The sequence below is a fragment of the Wenzhouxiangella indolica genome (assembly GCF_042310355.1).
In the GTDB taxonomy this organism is placed as follows: domain Bacteria; phylum Pseudomonadota; class Gammaproteobacteria; order Xanthomonadales; family Wenzhouxiangellaceae; genus Wenzhouxiangella.
The window spans coordinates 179,019-195,794 of the sequence record NZ_JBHJMR010000001.1; the positions used below are offsets into that span (position 1 = coordinate 179,019).

Sequence of the window (16,776 nt, forward strand, 5' to 3'; positions counted from 1 at the left end):
GCAGCGGGATATCCCTACGAATCAGATGAAACTATCCGGCCGGGGCATGGTCTAGTTCCAGCGTGAGCCCGGTCGCCTATGCAAGGACAGGAATTGCCCCGATGGGCGAACGGGAAGTCGATCAAGAACTGGTAGAGCGAGTTCAGAGCGGTGACAAATCGGCATTCGATTTGCTGGTGGGCAAGTACCAGCACAAGATCATCAGCCTGATTTCCCGCTATGTCTCCGACCATGCTGAAGCCATGGACGTGTCCCAGGAAGCATTCATCAAGGCCTATCGCGCCATCGGTCGCTTTCGCGGCGACAGCGCTTTCTACACCTGGCTGTATCGCATCGCGATCAACACGGCCAAGAATCACCTCGTGGCGCAGAGTCGTCGCCCGCCCCAATCCGACGTCGATGCCCAGGATGCGGAACAATACCAGGTCGATTCGCGTCTGAAGGAACAGGACTCGCCCGAGCACGATGCGCTCAGGGGCGAAATCGAGCAGACGATCCACTCGGCAATCGCCGATCTGCCGGAGGATCTCAGGGTGGCGATCACCCTGCGCGAACTCGACGGCATGAGTTACGAGGATATCGCCCGGACGATGGACTGCCCAATCGGCACCGTCCGGTCGAGAATCTTCAGGGCCCGCGAGGCCATCGATGCGCGGTTGCGGCCGTTGTTGGACAACCAATAGGAAGTGTGGATACATGACTGAATCAAGCCGGGAAAACCTGTCGAGCCTCATGGACGGCGAACTCGACCGCAAGGGGCGCAAGTTCCTGCTGCGTCGACTTGCCGGCGACGCCGACATGAAGGCCAGCTGGAACCGCCTGCATACCGTGCGGGCCTGTCTGCATCAGGAGCGCCTGGTCACGGGCGATCTGGTCGGCCGCGTTGCCGCGGCGCTGGAAGACGAGCCGGCGCCCAGCCGCAGCTTGTCCGCGCGACTGCTGCGGCCGGTGGCCGGTAGCGCCATTGCTGCCAGCGTGGCGGTCATGGCCATCGTCGGGATCAATGCCAGCATGCTCGAGCAGCAGGATGCGGCCGCGCCGCAGTCCGACGAGCCGGGCTTCGTGAGCCGGCCAACAGAACTCGACAAACCGTTCAATCAGTCGGCGGTGCCCGTGAGTTACTCCGAGGAGCGCCGATCCCAGCGCCAGCGCATCAGCGGTTACGTGATGCGCCACCACCAGGCGGCCGGCAGCACCGGCTTCGTGTCCTGGGTGCCGATCGTGACCGACATGAATGAAGACGAGGAGCAGGCGACGTCGCCCAGCGTCGAAGCTCGGGTGGGCGAACCCTGAGTCGATGCAGACCCTGCTGCCCCATCGCATCCTGGCGACCCTGATCGCCGGAATCGTGTTGACCGCCCTCGTGCCCGCCCGGGCGGAAGACAGCGTGCAGCACTGGCTCGACCGCATGGCCCGGGCCGTCGAGTCGCTCGACTATCGTGGCACGCTTGTTCACGTTCGAAACGGCCGGGTCGATACCCTGCGCATCGTCCATCGCGCCGACAGCGACGGTGTGCGACAGCGCATCTACTCCGTCGATGGCGTGCCGCGCGAAGTGCTGCGCAACGGCGACAGCGTGCGCTGTGTGTTGCCCGGAGACGAGCCCATGATGCTCGAAAGCCAGCTGGCCGGGCGTCTGCTGCCGTCGCTGCCGGTCAATCGCTTGCTGGGGCCGGAATCCGGCTACCGGATGTCCCTGGGCGGGCGTGAGCGCGTGGCCGACATGATGGCGCGCATCATCCATATCCAGCCGCGCGATGCCTACCGCTACGGTTCACGCCTGTGGCTCGAGGAGCGCACCGGCATGCTGCTTCGCTACGCGCTGATCGACCACGACGGCGAGCAGCTGCAGCAGCTTTCGTTCACGTCCCTGGACCTGGGCGCCAAGATTACCGATTCGGAGCTGGAGCCGAGCCTCGTCGGCAACGAGGTCTCCACCGAGTCGATCGATGAGTCGATGCAGCCGGCCGGCTCGGTTGCCGGTCCGGTTACGGTACGTCCGCGCGTGCCGCGCGGATTTCGTCTGGCCAATGCCGGCAAGGGACGCGGGCCCGACGGCAGCGAATTCGAGCATCTCCTCTACAGCGACGGCCTGTCGAGCTTTTCGATCTACGTCGAGCGAGCCGGCAGTGACGCCATGGCCGGGCGCGTGGAAACGATGGGGCCGGTTCACGTCTACACCACGCAGGGCGGTGGCCGGCTATTCACGGTCGTCGGCGAGGTGCCGGCCGCCACGGTCGAATTCGTCGGCCGCCAGCTGCGCCGCACCAGCCGCCTGCCGTCGCGTCGCTGACCGGCCGGCATGATCTGGCAGATCGCCCGCGTGGTCGCCCGTGACGCCGAGCGATTGACGCTTGTCATCTCGCCGCCGGAAAACTGCCGACGCTGCGCGCGCGGCAACGGCTGCGGCGCCGGCGCTCTGGCACGACTCTTCAGCCGGGGTGAGACCCGGATCGTCGTCCCCGCCCGCCCGGCGCTGTCCGACAGCGACTGGGTGCGCGTCGGTATCGATCCGAAGCAGCTCGCGCGCGCGGCAAGCCTGCATTACGGTCTGCCTTTGGCCGGATTTCTTGCCGGTGCCGTCGTCGGCCAGGCCGTGGTGCCCGAGGCGGCCTATCGTGACCTGGCCGCGCTCGCGCTCGGCCTGGCCGGCTTCATGCTGGCGGCCGGACGGGTGTCGGGCAGGCTTCGGCCGGCATGGAACCCCGCCGTCGAGCGCTTGTCATGCACGGATAGCGACACCAAATCATCCTTCAGCTAAAACAGCAGAGGAACTGCTCACTATGCAAAGCACACTCAAGGCAACCGCGATCCTTCTTTTGGCGCTGTTCGTCCAGCCGCTCCATGCCCAACCTGACTTCACGGGCTTGGTCGAGGACTCGATTCCCGCCGTCGTCAATATCGAGACCACGCGTTTCGGTACGCGCCCCGACGAGGCGTCGGAAGACGACAGCCGCATGCCGGAAGACATGCCCGAGTTCTTCCGTCGCTTCTTCGACGAGCCGTACGGCCGTCGCGGGCAGCCCGATCGCATGGGGGGTGGCTCCGGCTTCATCATCGATTCCGACGGCCTGATCGTTACCAATCACCACGTCATCGACGAGGCTGACGAGATCATCGTTCGTCTGTCCGATCGGCGGGAGTTCGAAGCCGAGCTGGTCGGCTCCGACGCCGAGACCGATATCGCGCTGCTGCGCATCGACGCCGACGACCTTCCGACACTGGATTTCGGATCGACCGAGCCGCTCAAGCCCGGTGAGTGGGTCATCGCAATCGGCTCGCCGTTCCAGTTCGAGCAGTCGGTGGCCGCCGGCATCATCAGCGCCAAGGGCAGGAGCCAGGGCGCTCGCCAGCAGTACGTGCCCTTCATCCAGACCGACGTGGCAATCAACCGCGGCAACTCCGGCGGCCCCCTGATCAGCACCGAGGGCAAGGTCGTCGGCATCAATTCCTGGATCCTGAGTTCGCACGGCGGCAACATCGGCCTGTCGTTCTCGATTCCCAGCGAGGTGGCGCAGAATTCCATCGAGCAGTTGCTCGATACCGGGACCGTGGCGCGCGGGTTCCTGGGCGTCCAGCTGCAGGCCGTCAGCCGCGAGCAGGCCGACGCCCTGGGCCTGGAGCGTCCCGCCGGTGCATTGATCAACCGGGTCGAGCCCGGCAGCCCGGCGGAAGAGGCCGGTATCGAGGTCGGCGACGTGATCCTGGCCTTCGACGAGACGCCCATCGACCGGCACTCCGAGCTGCCGCCCCTGGTCGGCATGGAACGCCCCGGCACCGAGGCCGAATTGACCATCTGGCGCTGGGGTGAGCGCCAGACGCTTGAGGTCACGCTCGGCGAGCGCGAATCCGATGCGGACGAGCGCGGTCCGGATGGCGACGGTGAGGTCACGCCCTCGAATGCGCTGGGCCTGGTCGTCGAGCCGCTTTCCGAAGAGCTTCGCCGTCGCTACGGCGACCCGGATGCGGCCGTGGTGATCGCGGATGTCGAAAGCGACGGCGCCTACCGCGCCGGAATTCGCCGCGGTCAGCTGATCCTGATGATCAACAACCAGCCGGTCGAGAGCATGGAAGACTTCGACCGGATCGTCTCCGAGATCGAGCCCGGACGGACGGTTGCGCTGCTGGTTCAGCAGGCTGACGGTGCAACCGCTTTCCTGGCCTATCGTCCGGAAGACCGTAACGGGGAATGATCCCGTTGGTCGTCGGCCCGGTCGGGCCGGTATAATCGACGATCTTTGAAGCAGCGATCGCCCCCGTATTCCGCGGGGGCGATCTGATTGCGCACCGATGAAGGACCGATGACCGATACCCGCCAAATTCGCAATTTCTCGATCATTGCCCACGTCGACCACGGCAAGTCGACCCTGGCCGATCGCTTCATCCAGGTCTGCGAAGGTCTGACCGAACGGGAGATGGCCGAGCAGGTCCTCGACTCGATGGACCTCGAGCGCGAGCGCGGCATTACCATCAAGGCGCAGAGCGTCACGCTCGATTATCACGCCGACGACGGCCAGGTCTACCAGCTCAATTTCATCGACACGCCCGGGCACGTGGATTTCTCCTACGAGGTTTCGCGCTCCCTGGCCGCCTGCGAAGGCGCGCTGCTGGTCGTGGACGCCGCCCAGGGGGTCGAGGCCCAGAGCGTGGCCAATTGCTACACGGCGGTCGAGCAGGGCCTGGAAGTCATTCCGGTGATCAACAAGATCGATCTGCCGGCGGCCGACCCCGAACGCGTCAAGCACCAGATCGAGGACATCATCGGCATCGACGCGTCCGACGCGCTGATGGTCAGCGCCAAGACCGGTGACGGCGTGCGCGAGATCCTCGAGGCCCTGGTGCGCCGCATCCCGCCGCCGGAGGACAAGTCCGACGCGCCCCTGAAGGCCCTGATCATTGACTCCTGGTTCGACAACTATCTGGGCGTCAACTCGCTGGTGCGAATCAAGGAAGGCCGTCTCGGCAAGGGCGAAAAGATTCGCGTGATGTCCCTGGGCGACGAGCACCAGGCCGACCAGATCGGGATCTTCACGCCCAAGCGCAGCCCGCGCAATGCACTGGGCTGCGGCCAGGTTGGGTTCATTTCCGCCGGCATCAAGGAGGTTCACGGGGCCCCGGTGGGTGACACCATCACCAGCGCACGAACGCCGGCCGACAAGCCGCTCCCGGGCTTCAAGCCGTTGAAGCCGCGCGTATTCGCCGGGATCTTTCCGATCGACGCTTCCGACTATCCCGACCTGCGCGAGGCACTGGAGAAGCTGCAGCTCAACGATTCGGCCCTGCAGTTCGAGCCTGAAACCTCGATGGCGCTGGGTTTCGGCTTCCGCTGCGGTTTTCTCGGCATGCTCCACATGGAGATCGTGCAGGAGCGGCTCGAACGCGAGTACGATCTCGACCTCATCACCACCGCGCCGACGGTCATCTACGAGCTCGAGTTGAGCGACGGCGAGATCGTTTCGCTCGACAACCCCTCCGGTCTGCCGCCGGCCAACAAGATTTCCGAGGTCCGCGAGCCGGTCATTCTCGCCAACATCCTCGTTCCCCAGGACTACGTGGGCGGCGTCATCGGCCTGTGCGAGGAAAAGCGCGGTGAGCAGCGCGACATGCGCTTCATCGGTGGCCAGGTTCAGTTGACCTACGCCCTGCCGATGGCGGAAGTGGTGATGGACTTCTTCGACCGCCTCAAGTCGGTTTCGAGGGGCTTCGCGTCGTTCGAGTACGATTTCCTCAGATTCGAGGCCGGCCCGTTCGTGCGGCTGGATCTGCTGATCAACGGCGAAAGAGTCGACGCGCTGTCGACCATCGTGCATCGCGACCAGGCCGAGCGCCGCGGGCGCGAACTGGCCGATCGCATGCGTGAGCTGATCCCGCGCCAGATGTTCGACGTGGCCATCCAGGCCGCCGTCGGTTCGCATATCATTGCCCGTTCGACGGTCAAGGCCTACCGCAAGAACGTGACCGCCAAGTGCTACGGCGGCGACGTCAGTCGCAAGCGCAAGCTGCTCGAAAAGCAGAAAGCCGGCAAGCGGCGCATGAAGCAGGTCGGCAAGATCGAGATTCCGCAGGAGGCCTTCCTGGCCGTGCTGCGGACCGACCAGGAGAAATAGAACAATGCATCTGGATTTCGCCCTCATTCTCACCGTGCTCACGCTGGTCACGGCCGTGTTCTGGCTCGTCGAGCGTTTCTGGTTCCGCCGTCGCCAAAGCGGCGAGGAGGCGCCCCGGGGAGCGCACAAGGGCGTCGAGGTCATCGGTTCGCTCTTTCCCGTCCTGGTGCTTGTGCTGGTGTTCCGGTCGTTCTTGTTCGAGCCGTTCAAGATTCCGTCGGGCTCGATGATCCCGACCCTTTGGATCGGCGACTTCATCGTCGTCAACAAGTATGCATACGGCCTGCGCTTGCCGGCGCTCAATACCAAGATCGTCGAAACCGGCGATCCCGAACGCGGTGACGTGATCGTGTTCCGTTTCCCCGAGGATGAGCGCATCAACTACATCAAGCGCGTGGTCGGCTTGCCCGGAGACACCGTCACTTACCGCGACAAGGTGGTCTACATCAACGGCGAGCCGATCGAGCAGGAAGCGGCGGGGCGCTGGGAGGGCGTCGGACTGAATCGCAATCCGCCCGGCAGCAGCCCGGTCATGCGCCTGGAGCATCTCACGGACCAGCCACACCCCATCGTCGTCTATCCTGACCGACCCAACGGGCGCGTCGATTCGGTCACGGTGCCCGAAGGTCATTACTTCGTCATGGGCGACAACCGGGACCAGTCGCTCGACAGCCGCTCCTGGGGGTTCGTTCCGGAGGCGAACCTGGTCGGGAAGGCGGTCCGTATCTGGATGCACTGGGACTGCTCGCGTGGCTGTGTCGACTTCGGACGAATCGGTGATAGAATCGAGTAATCAAGCGGGCGTCGAAAAACAGAGGGATCAGCGACAATGAATTCAATGCCTAACCAGCGCGGGCTGAGCCTGCTCGGCTTCATGTTCGTTCTTGTTCTGGTTCTCTTCTTTACCTATATCGGCATCAAGCTGGTTCCCGTGTATCTCAACCACATGTCGGTATCGAGTGAAGTCAAGGCCGTGGCTTCCGAGCCGGGATCGGCCAACAAGGCGCCCAATACCATCCGCCGGGACCTGATCCGCCGCCTGGGTGTGAGCTACGTGGATTACGTCGAGCCGCAGCACATCACGATCGAGCGTGGTGACCAGGTTCAGCTCGTCGTTCAATACGAAGTTCAACAACACCTGATCGGCAATATCGATGCGCTCATCCGTTTCAAAAGTGCCGAAACGCTCCGCAACTGATCGCATCGACCGAATTCCCGGCATCGATTACCGGTTTGACGATGTCGGCCTGCTCGAGCAGGCGCTCACGCACCGCAGTTTCGGGCCGGGCCATTACGAGCGCCTGGAGTTCCTGGGTGACAGCCTGCTGAGCATGGTCATCGCCGAGCAGCTCTTCCATGCGCGACCCCACGCGGCCGAGGGTGACCTGAGCCGGTTGCGTTCGCGGCTGGTTCGCGACGTCACGCTGGCCCGCCTGGCCAGCGAACTGCGCCTGGGCGATCACCTGCGCCTGGGCGTGGGCGAGCTCAAGAGCGGCGGTTTCCTGCGCGAGTCGATCCTGGCCGACGTGGTCGAGGCGCTGATCGGCGCGATCTTTCTCGACGGTGGTTTCCCCGAGGCTCGTCGCGTCATCCGCGAACTTTTTTCCGATCGGCTCGCCGACCTGCCGGACGCCGACAGCCTCAAGGATCCCAAGACCCGGCTGCAGGAGCTGTTGCAGGGGCGCGGCTACGATCTGCCCGAATACCACGTCATGGCCGAGTCAGGCGCCGATCACGCCAAGCGCTTCGAGGTCGAGTGCCGGGCCGGCTCGCTCGTCGACCCGGTGCGGGCCGAAGCGGCTAGTCGGCGCAAGGCCGAGCAGGCCGCCGCACGGTTGATGCACGACAGGCTCGAGACCCTGTTTACGCGCGGCGGCCGCGCTTCGGCCACGAAAGACAACGAAGGCTGACCGAATGAATTCCGCCAAACACAGTGGCTACGTGGCCCTTCTGGGCCGCCCCAACGCCGGCAAATCGACTCTGCTGAATGCCCTGGTGGGCGAACGCGTGGCGATCGTTACGCACAAGCCCCAGACGACCCGCCACCGCATCACCGGCATCGTCACGCGCGAGCAGGGTCAGGTGGTATTCGTCGACACGCCGGGACTGCACCGGCGGCGAGACCACGCACTCAATCGTCGTCTCAACCGGGTGGCGGCCGATACGCGTCTGGGGGTGGACCTGATCGTCATGCTGGTCGATGCCACCGGCTGGACGGATGAAGACCGGATGGTGCTGGACATGGTCGGGCAGCTGGATGTTCCCAGGATCCTGGCGTTCAACAAGATCGACCTGCTCGACAATCGCGGCCGCCTGCTCGAGAAAACCGCCGAGTTGACCGCGCTGGTCCAGTTCGACGCGGTCGTCTACCTCTCGGGCCAGAAGAAGGAGGGACTCGAAGATCTGCTCGAGGAGGTTTTCAGGCACCTGCCCGAGGCCGAGCCGGTCTTCGAGCCCGACCTGTTCACCGACAAGTCCGAACGCTTCCTGGCCGCCGAACTGGTGCGCGAGCAGCTGATGCTGCAGCTTCACCAGGAGATTCCCTACGGCGCGACCGTGGTCATCGAGCGATTCGAGCGCATGCCTTCGCGCCTGGAGATCGACGCGTTGATCCTCGTCGCCAGCGATCGGCACAAGGGCATGGTCATCGGCAAGGGCGGCCAGGTGCTCAAACGTGTGGGTACGCGTGCGCGCCTGGCGATTGCCGAGCTCTTCGGCGAGCGCGTGCACCTGGAGATGCACGTCAAGACGCGCACCGACTGGATGGACGACGAGAGCGCGCTCGACGAGCTCGGTTACAGCCGCGACGCCTGAGCGCCATGGTCCGGGCCGAGCAGCAGCCGGGTTGGGTTGTCCATCGCCGCCCCTGGCGCGAATCGAGCCTGCTGATCGAGTTCTTTGCCCGTGAATACGGTCGCGTCGGCCTGGTGGCCAAGGGCGCCCGCTCGGCACGTTCGGCCTGGCGCGGGCTGGCCGAGCCGTTCACGCCCCTGGTCGCGTCCTGGTCCCGGCGCGGCGAAATGGGAACCCTGACCGGCCTCGAATCCAACGGCCCGCGGCAGGCTCTTTCCGGCCGCGCGCTCTGGTGCGGGCTCTACGTCAACGAACTGCTGCTGCGCTTGCTCGAACGCGACGATCCACACCCAGAAGTCTTCGACGCCTGCGGCCGTGTCTTCGACGGCCTGGCGCGCGGCGAGGTGCCGCAATCGCTGCTTCTTCGGCGTTTCGAGCGCGCTTTGCTCGAGGGGATGGGGGTGGCGCCGGATTTCGCCTTCGATGCGGCCAGCGGCGAAGCCATCTCGCCCGAGGGGCTGTATCATCTGCAGCCGGAAGCAGGCTTCGTGCCGGTTGAGCGTCCCGGCCGCGGGGTGTTTCGCGGCAGCGTCGTTCGGGCGCTGGCGCTCGGAGAGACCGACGACCGCGAAACCGCGCGCGAAATGCGCGAGCTGATGCGCATGCTGATCGACCATCACCTCGCCGGTCGCGAGCTGGCCACGCGCCGGCTGTTGTCCGGTTCGACAACCCGCAAGACAGGAGGAAACGAGTCATGAGCCAGGCCCTGCTGGGCGTCAATATCGATCACGTCGCCACGCTGAGACAGGCCCGCAAGGGGCACCATCCCTCGGTCGTGCAGGCCGCCCTCGCCGCCGAGCAGGCCGGAGCCGATGCCATCACGATTCACCTGCGCGAGGATCGGCGGCATATCCAGGACGAAGATGTCCGCTTGCTGTCGACGGTCATCGGCACGCGGATGAACCTGGAGCTGGCCGTCACCGATGAAATGATCGCCCTGGCCGAGCAGCTGCGGCCGAGCGACGTCTGCTTCGTGCCGGAACGGCGCGAAGAGCTGACCACCGAAGGCGGTCTCGACATCGGCGCCGGCCGAGAGCGGATTGCCGCGGCCTGCGAGCGTCTGGCGGCGGCCGGAGTTCGCGTCAGCCTGTTCATCGATCCCGATCCCGGGCAACTGGAGCTGGCAGTCGCCGTGGGCGCGCCGGTGGTCGAACTGCATACGGGCGCATATGCCGAGGCCCGGGGGCGGGCGGCGGCCAACGAGCTGTCCCGGCTGAAAGCTGCCGTCGAGACCGGACGACAGCTTGGCCTGGTCGTCAACGCCGGGCATGGGCTCGATTACCACAACATCCGCCCGGTGGCCGGCATCGACGGCATTGCCGAGTTCAATATCGGCCACGCCATCGTCTCGCGCGCGATCTTTACGGGGCTCGATGCCGCCGTACGGGAGATGCGGCAGTTGATTGGCGAGAATTGACCGCCGTTCTCAGACGTGGCGCAGGCAGTGCCGCGTGGCGTGGGCGATTCGCAGGAAATTGAGGTAGGAGGTGCCCGGCGAGCTGTCGAGCCCGGACAGCAGGCGCTGGCGCAGCATGCGGCAAGCCTGCGTCATGCGCGTGGCGCCGGCATAGCCGCCGGCGCCCGCCCACTGGTGCAGCAGTTCGGCGGCGTCGTCGTAGGCACGTGTCGCGATCATCCGGTCGAGCTCCGGCAGTTTTTCGTCCAGTTCGCGCGAAAGCATGTCCTGCAGTCGTTCCGCCAAGGCGGTATCGCCGTTGGCGGCCGCCAGGGCGCGGCTGCGGTCGAGCAGCTGGGTGGGCGCCGCCGGTTGTTCGCGCGGGAGGCGGCGGGCGCCGGGGTTGAACAGGGCCTCGATGGACTGAACCAGGTCGGGAATGCTGATCGGCTTGTTGAGGTAATCGTCGAATCCCGCTTCGAGCAGCCGCATTCGCTCTTCCGGCCGTGCGTCCGCGGTCAGCGCCACGATCTGGGCGTGGGCCGAACGGGTGTCGAGATCGCGTATTCTGTTGGCCGTGGCCAGCCCATCCATGCGCGGCATGTGCAGATCCATGAGAATCACGTCGAAAACTTCGCGTTCGCAAAGCTCGACCGCCTCGGGGCCGTCCTCGGCCAGCACCACCCGATCGACCATCCGGCTCAGCCCCGTGCCGAGAAACTCACGGTTGATGCGGTGGTCGTCGACCACCAGCACGGCCAGGCTGTCGATCGAGTAGCGTGATGCTTCGGATTCCATGGTTTTCATCTTACCCGAGGCGGGCGGTCGGAAAAACCGCGCTGCTGGCGCTGATCCTTCTGGCCGAGGGATCGGCGGCCGCCGGGGGTAGCCGCCTCACGCTCGAGTCGCAGGCGGGTCGGGCCGGCGCCGTCGAGTGGCAGTCGGCGGCGCTGATGATCGCTCCGGCGCAGGAGGCGCCGGGCGGTCTGCGGTGGCAGATCGACGTGGCCGGCCTGGAGGTCGCGGGCCTGCGTGGCGGGCTCGGCGTCGAATGCGCCGACGGTGGATTCCGGCAGGGCCGCCCTAGCTGCGCCGACGGTCGCTTCGAATGGCGTCCGGATGGCGGTGGCGAGAGCCTGGCGGGACGGATCGGCGAGCCCGAGCGCGGCAGCGGCATGACCTTTCAACTCGAGGGGCACGGCCTGTCGGGCCGGCTGCAGTGGCCGGGCGAGCAATCGCTTGAAGCGGCGTTGCGCCTGGAAGACCTGGATCTTTCAGCGCTACCGGCCGGCCTGCTCTCGGCGCTGGATCTGAGCGTGCTCGAGGGTCGGGCGGATGGTTCGATCGAGCTCGCTGACGAAAGACTCCGTTTCGAGCTGGACTTCGAACAGGCCGGCTTCGACCGGCGCGATGGCCGGATCGCAGCCGCCGGCCTGGCGCTTGCCGTCTCGGGCGTGGTGAACGGCCTCGGCGGGGGTCAAGCGATCGACTTTTCGTTCGACCTGGACCAGCGCGACGGCGAGATCCTGGCCGGCCCCGTCTACCTGCCGCCCCCGGACAGGCCCCTGGCCCTCGACGTGTCCGGTGAGTTCGAGGTCGGCAGCCACGTCGAGCTGAGCGGCATGACCCTGGACGACGGCGGCCTGGTCGAAGCGCAGGGCGCCCTGCGGATCGAGTCGGACGCCGCTTCCGGAGCATGGCACCTGGCCCGGATGAGCCTCGATCGGGCACGCTTCGACCTGCCCGGGGCATGGCGGCGCTGGGGCGACGGACCGGCCGCCGCAAGGGGCTTCGGAGACCTCGAGACCGCGGGCACGATCACGGTCTCCGCGGCATGGGCTTCCGGTCGACTCGAGTCGCTGTCGCTCGGGCTGGAAGGATTCAGCGTGCGTGATTCGGCCGGAAGAATTGCGCTCGAGGAGATGGCCGGTCGCGTTCTTCGTGGATCGGAGACATTCGAGGCCGATCTGGCCTGGGAGGGCCTGGAGCTTTTCAGCCTGGTGTTCGGGGCGTCGCGGCTGGTTGCCGGCGGGGCGCCGGCCGACTGGGGGCTCGAACAGCCCCTGCGGCTGCCGCTACTCGACGGAGCCGTGGTCATCGACCGTCTCGAAATCGCCGAGCAGAACGCCGCCACGCCGTCGGTCTTGCTGGATGCGCGCATCGAGCCGCTCGACCTGGCGGATCTGACCCGGATGCTGGGCTTCCCGGTGTTTGGCGGCGCCCTGTCCGGGCAGTTTCCGGGCATACAGTTCGGCGGCGACCGGATCACGTTTTCCGGCGGAATCGACGTGACGGCGTTTTCCGGCGGCATTCGGCTGAGCGAGCTGGTCATCGAGCGCCCCTTCGGCTCGCTGCCGGCACTGGCGGCCCAGGTCGAGATCGACCGGCTCGACCTGGCCGAGCTGACCGGTGCCTTCGATATCGGACACATGGAAGGGGAGCTCTCGGGCTGGATGCGCGACCTGCGGCTGCTCGACTGGCGGCCGGTGGCCATGGACGCCCGCCTGTTCACGCACGAGGATGCGCCGCGCCGGAGAATCAGCCAGCGCGCGGTGGAAAACCTGTCCCGCCTGGGCGGCGGCGCGGCGGCCATCGGAGCGACCGTGCTGCGCATGTTCGAGGAGTTCCCCTATCGCCGCGCCGGGCTGGCGTGCCGGCTCGACCGCAACATCTGCCACATCGACGGCGTGGCGCCGCATGAATCGGGCGGCTTCTATATCGTCGAGGGCCGTGGTCTGCCCCACCTCGACGTGGTCGGTCATCGCCGCCTGATCGACTGGCCGCGACTGGTGGCGCAGTTGGTGGCGATGACGCAGGGCTGAATTACCGAACCTGCCTGACCTGAACCTTCCGGATGCGCTTGTCGACCATGTCGACGATGGTGAAAATGTGGCGACCGATGCGCAGGCTGGTGCGGCCGTCGGGCAGTGATTCGAGGTGCTCCAGGATCAGGCCGTTGAGGGTCTTGGCGCCGGTAATCGGCAGTTGCCAGTCGTAGCGGCGGTTGAGCATGCGCAAGCTGGCGCCGCCGTCGACGATCCAGTCGCCGTTTTCGAGCTTTCGGACCAGGCGCTGCCGGTTGCCGCGCTCGCTGGTGAACTCGCCCACGATCTCCTCGAGAATGTCGTCGAGAGTGATCAGGCCCTGGATGTCGCCGTACTCGTCGACAACCAGCCCGAGGCGGCGTTCGCGGGTCTGGAACTCGAGCAGTTGCTGCGTCAGCGGCGTCCCTTCCGGCACGAAATAGGCCGAACGAACAGCCTTCTCCAGGACGGCCCGATCCAGCCGGCCCTGGGTGAGGCCCGGCAGCGCGGAGCGGATGTGCAGCAAACCGACCATGTTGTCGAGGTCGCCGCGCCATACGGGCAGGCGCGTGTAGATGCTGGTCTCGAGGGTTTGCAGGATTTCGTCCCAGTCCGCGTCCAGGTCGATGCCCACGATGTCCTGGCGCGGCACCATGACATCGTCGACCGAGCCGTGTTCGAGATCGAGGATGTTGATCAGCATCTGGCGGTGGTCGAGCGAAATGTGCCGTCCGCCTTCCTTGACCAGGCTGCGCAGTTCCTCGCGACTGATGGAGTCCTGGCCGCTACCGGCCTTGTGGGCGCCGAAGGGGCGCAACAGGGTGGCCGCCAGCAGGTTGACCACCCACACCGCCGGGTAGAGCAGTTTCAGCAGGGGAACCAGCACGTAGCTGGCCGGGTAGGCGATGCGTTCGGGCTTGAGCGCGGCCAGGGTCTTGGGTGCGACTTCGGCGAACACCAGGATCACCGCCGTGAGCGCCAGGGTCGAGGCCAGGATGCCCGAGTCGCCCAGCAGTCTGATGGCGATGACGGTCGACACCGAAGCGGCCAGGATGTTGACCATGTTGTTGCCCAGCAGAATGATCCCGAACATCCGGTCGGGCTTGGCCAGCAGGCGCTGCGCCAGGCGCGCTCCGCGATGACCATTGTTGGCATGGTGGCGCATGCGATAGCGGTTCAGGGCAACCAGCCCGGTCTCCGAGCTGGAGAAGAACGCCGACAGCACGATCAGTACGGCCAACAGCGTGAACAAGGCGCTCAGGGGGGCGTCGGACATGGCGTCAGCCCCGCATCGGGGTTTGCCAACTGCGATCGAGGAAAACCTCGAGAACCAGCTTGCTGCCGAAGTAGGCCAGCGCCAGCACCATCATTGCAATGAGCGTCCATCGCACCGCCCGCCGGCCGCGCCAGCCCAGCCGCCAGCGGCCCAGCAGAAGCATGCCGAACAGCAGCCAGGAAAGGATCGACAGCGCACTCTTGTGAACCAGGTGCTGGGCGAAGAAGTTGTCGACGAAGGCCAGGCCGGAAGCGAGGCTGAGTGTGAGCAGCAGCCAGCCGGCGAGGATCAGTCGGAACATGATCGTCTCGATCACCGTCAGCGGCGGCAGGAACTCGAGCCGGCGCACCATCCTCGGGTGGCGCAGTGCGTAATCCTGGGCGGCCAGCATGAGGGCATTGATCGCGGCAATGCTCAACAGGCTGTAGGCCAGCAGCGAGCTGACGATGTGCAGCCGGGTCGTGGCCGTGATGTCGCCGAGCACCAGCGCGTCGACCGGTACCAGCCAGCCCAGCGCCACGCACACGGCGGCACCCGGGAGGGCGACGATCAGGGCCTCCGGGGCGCGCGATGCGACGGCGGTGACGATCAGCGTGGCCATGATCAGCAGAGCGGCCAGCGACAGGATGTTCAGGAAATTGGCGTCCAGGCCGACCGGCGTGCCCATGGCATGGGACAGGGCGAAGCCGTGCAGCACGGCGCCCAGCGCCGAGAAGAACAGCCCGGAGTAGCGGAACTGCCGTCGGTCGCGCAGCTCGGCCAGAACCAGGTCGCCGGCGGCGCCCAGGTAGATGACGATGGGCAGTAAGTGGAGCAGGGCGGACTTGTCCAAGGATCGACGACTGAATTAGGCCTCGGCCCAGTATAATGGGTCAAAGCCGATTCGTAAGAAGCATTCTCATGTTCGACCAGCTCAGCAAAAGACTTTCCGGTTCGCTCGAGCGGCTCAGGAGCCGCGGCCGGCTGACCGAGGACAATATTCGTGAGTCGCTACGCGAGGTTCGCGTCGCGCTGCTCGAGGCCGACGTCGCCCTTCCCGTGGTCAAGGACTTCATCGCGCGCGTCGGGGATCGCGCCGTGGGCCAGGAAGTCACCCGGAGCCTCAAGCCGGGTCAAGCCCTGGTCAAGGTGGTGCACGAAGAGCTCAAGCACGTGCTGGGCGACGAGCAGACCCCGCTGGCCCTGGATCGCCAGCCTCCGGTGGTGATCCTGCTCGCCGGGCTCCAGGGTGCGGGCAAGACCACCACCGCCGGCAAGCTCGCCAAGCTCATCCAGGAGCGTCACGGCAAGAAGGTGATGCTCGCCAGCTGCGACGTCTACCGTCCGGCGGCCATCGACCAGCTCGAGACCCTCGCCGGCCAGGTCGAGGCCGGGTTCTACCGCTCCCCGGAGCTTGCCGACCCGGTGCGTATCGCCGACGATGCCGTCGGTCATGCCCGAAGGCAGTTTGCCGACGTGCTGATCCTCGACACCGCCGGCCGCCTGGCGGTCGACGAGGCGATGATGGACGAAATCCGCCGCGTTCACGCCGCGATCGATCCGGCCGAGGTGCTGTTCGTGGTCGACGCGATGACGGGCCAGGACGCGGCCAACACCGCGAAAGCATTCCACGAGGCGCTGCCGCTGTCCGGCGTGGTGCTGACCAAGACCGATGGTGATGCCCGCGGCGGGGCGGCGTTGTCGGTCCGCCACATCACCGGCGCACCGATCAAGTTCCTCGGCACGGGCGAGAAGATCGACGGGCTCGAGCCTTTCCATCCCGATCGCCTTGCCTCGCGCATCCTCGGCATGGGCGACGTGCTAAGCCTGGTCGAGGATGTCGAGCGCAAGGTCGACCAGAAGCAGGCGAAGAAGCTGGCCGGCAAGGTCGGCAAGGGCAGCCGGCGCTTCGGGCTGGACGATTTCCGTGATCAGCTGCAGCAGATGGACAAGCTCGGCGGCATGGGGGCCTTGATGGACAAGCTCCCGGGCATGGGCAATCTGCCCGACGCGGTGAAGTCCCAGGTCGACGATCGCCAGACCCGGCGCATGGTCGCCATCATCAACTCGATGACGCCCAAGGAGCGCCGGTATCCCGATATCATCAGGGGCTCGCGCAAGCGCCGAATCGCAACCGGCTCGGGTCTGCAGATCCAGGACGTCAATCGCCTGCTCAAGCAGCACAAGCAGATGCAGAAGATGATGAAAAAAGTCGGCAGCAAGGGCGCCATGGCCAAGATGATGAAGCGCCTGCCCGGGGGAATGCCCGGCGGCGGGGGCGGGATGCCTTAACCCTTCCATATACCGCAAGAATCCGCTAGAATTGCGGGTTTGCCGAATTCAGCAATTGCAGCAGCGGGG

General features: G+C 66.0%; 17 protein-coding genes. 14 read left to right on the top strand and 3 right to left on the bottom strand.

Annotated features, from left to right (window positions below; all coding sequences use genetic code 11):
* Positions 1 to 101: 101 nt before the first annotated feature.
* The 12 genes from rpoE to pdxJ all read left to right on the top strand — a co-directional run bounded on the left by rpoE (position 102) and on the right by pdxJ (position 10,377).
* On the top strand, positions 102 to 683 hold the full coding sequence (gene rpoE / locus ACDC67_RS00855; RefSeq protein ID WP_376689945.1) for an RNA polymerase sigma factor RpoE: 582 nt from the start codon (positions 102 to 104) through the stop codon (positions 681 to 683).
* Positions 684 to 696: 13 nt separating this feature from the next.
* Positions 697 to 1,293: a sigma-E factor negative regulatory protein gene (locus ACDC67_RS00860; protein WP_376689946.1), complete on the top strand. Its 597-nt coding sequence runs from the start codon at positions 697 to 699 to the stop codon at positions 1,291 to 1,293.
* Between the two features lie 4 nt (positions 1,294 to 1,297).
* Positions 1,298 to 2,293: a MucB/RseB C-terminal domain-containing protein gene (locus ACDC67_RS00865; protein ID WP_376689947.1), complete on the top strand. Its 996-nt coding sequence runs from the start codon at positions 1,298 to 1,300 to the stop codon at positions 2,291 to 2,293.
* Positions 2,294 to 2,302: 9 nt separating this feature from the next.
* Complete coding sequence (locus tag ACDC67_RS00870; RefSeq protein ID WP_376689948.1) at positions 2,303 to 2,761, top strand: SoxR reducing system RseC family protein; 459 nt, start codon at positions 2,303 to 2,305, stop codon at positions 2,759 to 2,761.
* A 22-nt stretch (positions 2,762 to 2,783) separates the two neighbouring features.
* A complete protein-coding gene (locus ACDC67_RS00875; protein ID WP_376689949.1) occupies positions 2,784 to 4,193 on the top strand; it encodes a DegQ family serine endoprotease in 1,410 nt (469 codons plus the stop codon).
* Positions 4,194 to 4,301: 108 nt separating this feature from the next.
* The gene (lepA, locus tag ACDC67_RS00880) at positions 4,302 to 6,107 is read left to right on the top strand and encodes a translation elongation factor 4 (protein WP_376689950.1); all 1,806 of its coding nucleotides are present in this window, start codon (positions 4,302 to 4,304) and stop codon (positions 6,105 to 6,107) included.
* 4 nt (positions 6,108 to 6,111) lie between these two features.
* The gene (lepB, locus tag ACDC67_RS00885; protein WP_376689951.1) at positions 6,112 to 6,900 is read left to right on the top strand and encodes a signal peptidase I; all 789 of its coding nucleotides are present in this window, start codon (positions 6,112 to 6,114) and stop codon (positions 6,898 to 6,900) included.
* A 36-nt stretch (positions 6,901 to 6,936) separates the two neighbouring features.
* On the top strand, positions 6,937 to 7,305 hold the full coding sequence (locus ACDC67_RS00890; protein ID WP_376689952.1) for a DUF4845 domain-containing protein: 369 nt from the start codon (positions 6,937 to 6,939) through the stop codon (positions 7,303 to 7,305).
* Positions 7,283 to 8,017, top strand: a complete 735-nt coding sequence (gene rnc, locus ACDC67_RS00895; protein WP_376689953.1) for a ribonuclease III — start codon at positions 7,283 to 7,285, stop codon at positions 8,015 to 8,017. Before ACDC67_RS00890 ends, rnc begins: the two co-directional genes overlap by 23 nt.
* Positions 8,018 to 8,021: 4 nt before the next feature.
* Positions 8,022 to 8,921, top strand: a complete 900-nt coding sequence (gene era / locus ACDC67_RS00900) for a GTPase Era (protein WP_376689954.1) — start codon at positions 8,022 to 8,024, stop codon at positions 8,919 to 8,921.
* 5 nt (positions 8,922 to 8,926) lie between these two features.
* Positions 8,927 to 9,658 (top strand): DNA repair protein RecO, encoded by a 732-nt coding sequence (gene recO, locus ACDC67_RS00905; protein WP_376689955.1) that lies wholly within the window; start codon positions 8,927 to 8,929, stop codon positions 9,656 to 9,658.
* Entirely contained in the window at positions 9,655 to 10,377 is a 723-nt protein-coding gene (gene pdxJ / locus ACDC67_RS00910; protein WP_376689956.1) for a pyridoxine 5'-phosphate synthase, read from the top strand. Before recO ends, pdxJ begins: the two co-directional genes overlap by 4 nt.
* Before the next feature lie 9 nt (positions 10,378 to 10,386).
* Here the strand turns inward: pdxJ and ACDC67_RS00915 are convergent, their stop codons facing one another.
* A complete protein-coding gene (locus ACDC67_RS00915) occupies positions 10,387 to 11,154 on the bottom strand; it encodes a response regulator (RefSeq protein ID WP_376689957.1) in 768 nt (255 codons plus the stop codon).
* Here ACDC67_RS00915 and ACDC67_RS00920 point away from each other — a divergent pair.
* Positions 11,139 to 13,178 (top strand): translocation/assembly module TamB domain-containing protein, encoded by a 2,040-nt coding sequence (locus ACDC67_RS00920; protein ID WP_376689958.1) that lies wholly within the window; start codon positions 11,139 to 11,141, stop codon positions 13,176 to 13,178. The two genes, ACDC67_RS00915 and ACDC67_RS00920, sit on opposite strands and share 16 nt — an antisense overlap.
* Position 13,179: 1 nt before the next feature.
* Here ACDC67_RS00920 and ACDC67_RS00925 read toward each other — a convergent pair whose 3' ends face one another.
* Together ACDC67_RS00925 and ACDC67_RS00930 are read right to left on the bottom strand one after the other, a co-directional pair.
* Positions 13,180 to 14,436: an HlyC/CorC family transporter gene (locus ACDC67_RS00925; protein ID WP_376689959.1), complete on the bottom strand. Its 1,257-nt coding sequence runs from the start codon at positions 14,434 to 14,436 to the stop codon at positions 13,180 to 13,182.
* Positions 14,437 to 14,440: 4 nt separating this feature from the next.
* Complete coding sequence (locus tag ACDC67_RS00930; protein WP_376689960.1) at positions 14,441 to 15,268, bottom strand: cytochrome C assembly family protein; 828 nt, start codon at positions 15,266 to 15,268, stop codon at positions 14,441 to 14,443.
* A gap of 68 nt (positions 15,269 to 15,336) precedes the next feature.
* Here ACDC67_RS00930 and ffh point away from each other — a divergent pair, with 68 nt between their 5' ends.
* Positions 15,337 to 16,707 carry a signal recognition particle protein gene (ffh, locus tag ACDC67_RS00935; RefSeq protein WP_376689961.1) on the top strand — a complete coding sequence of 457 codons (1,371 nt, stop codon included), beginning with the start codon at positions 15,337 to 15,339 and terminating at the stop codon, positions 16,705 to 16,707.
* The last annotated feature ends 69 nt before the right edge of the window (positions 16,708 to 16,776 follow it).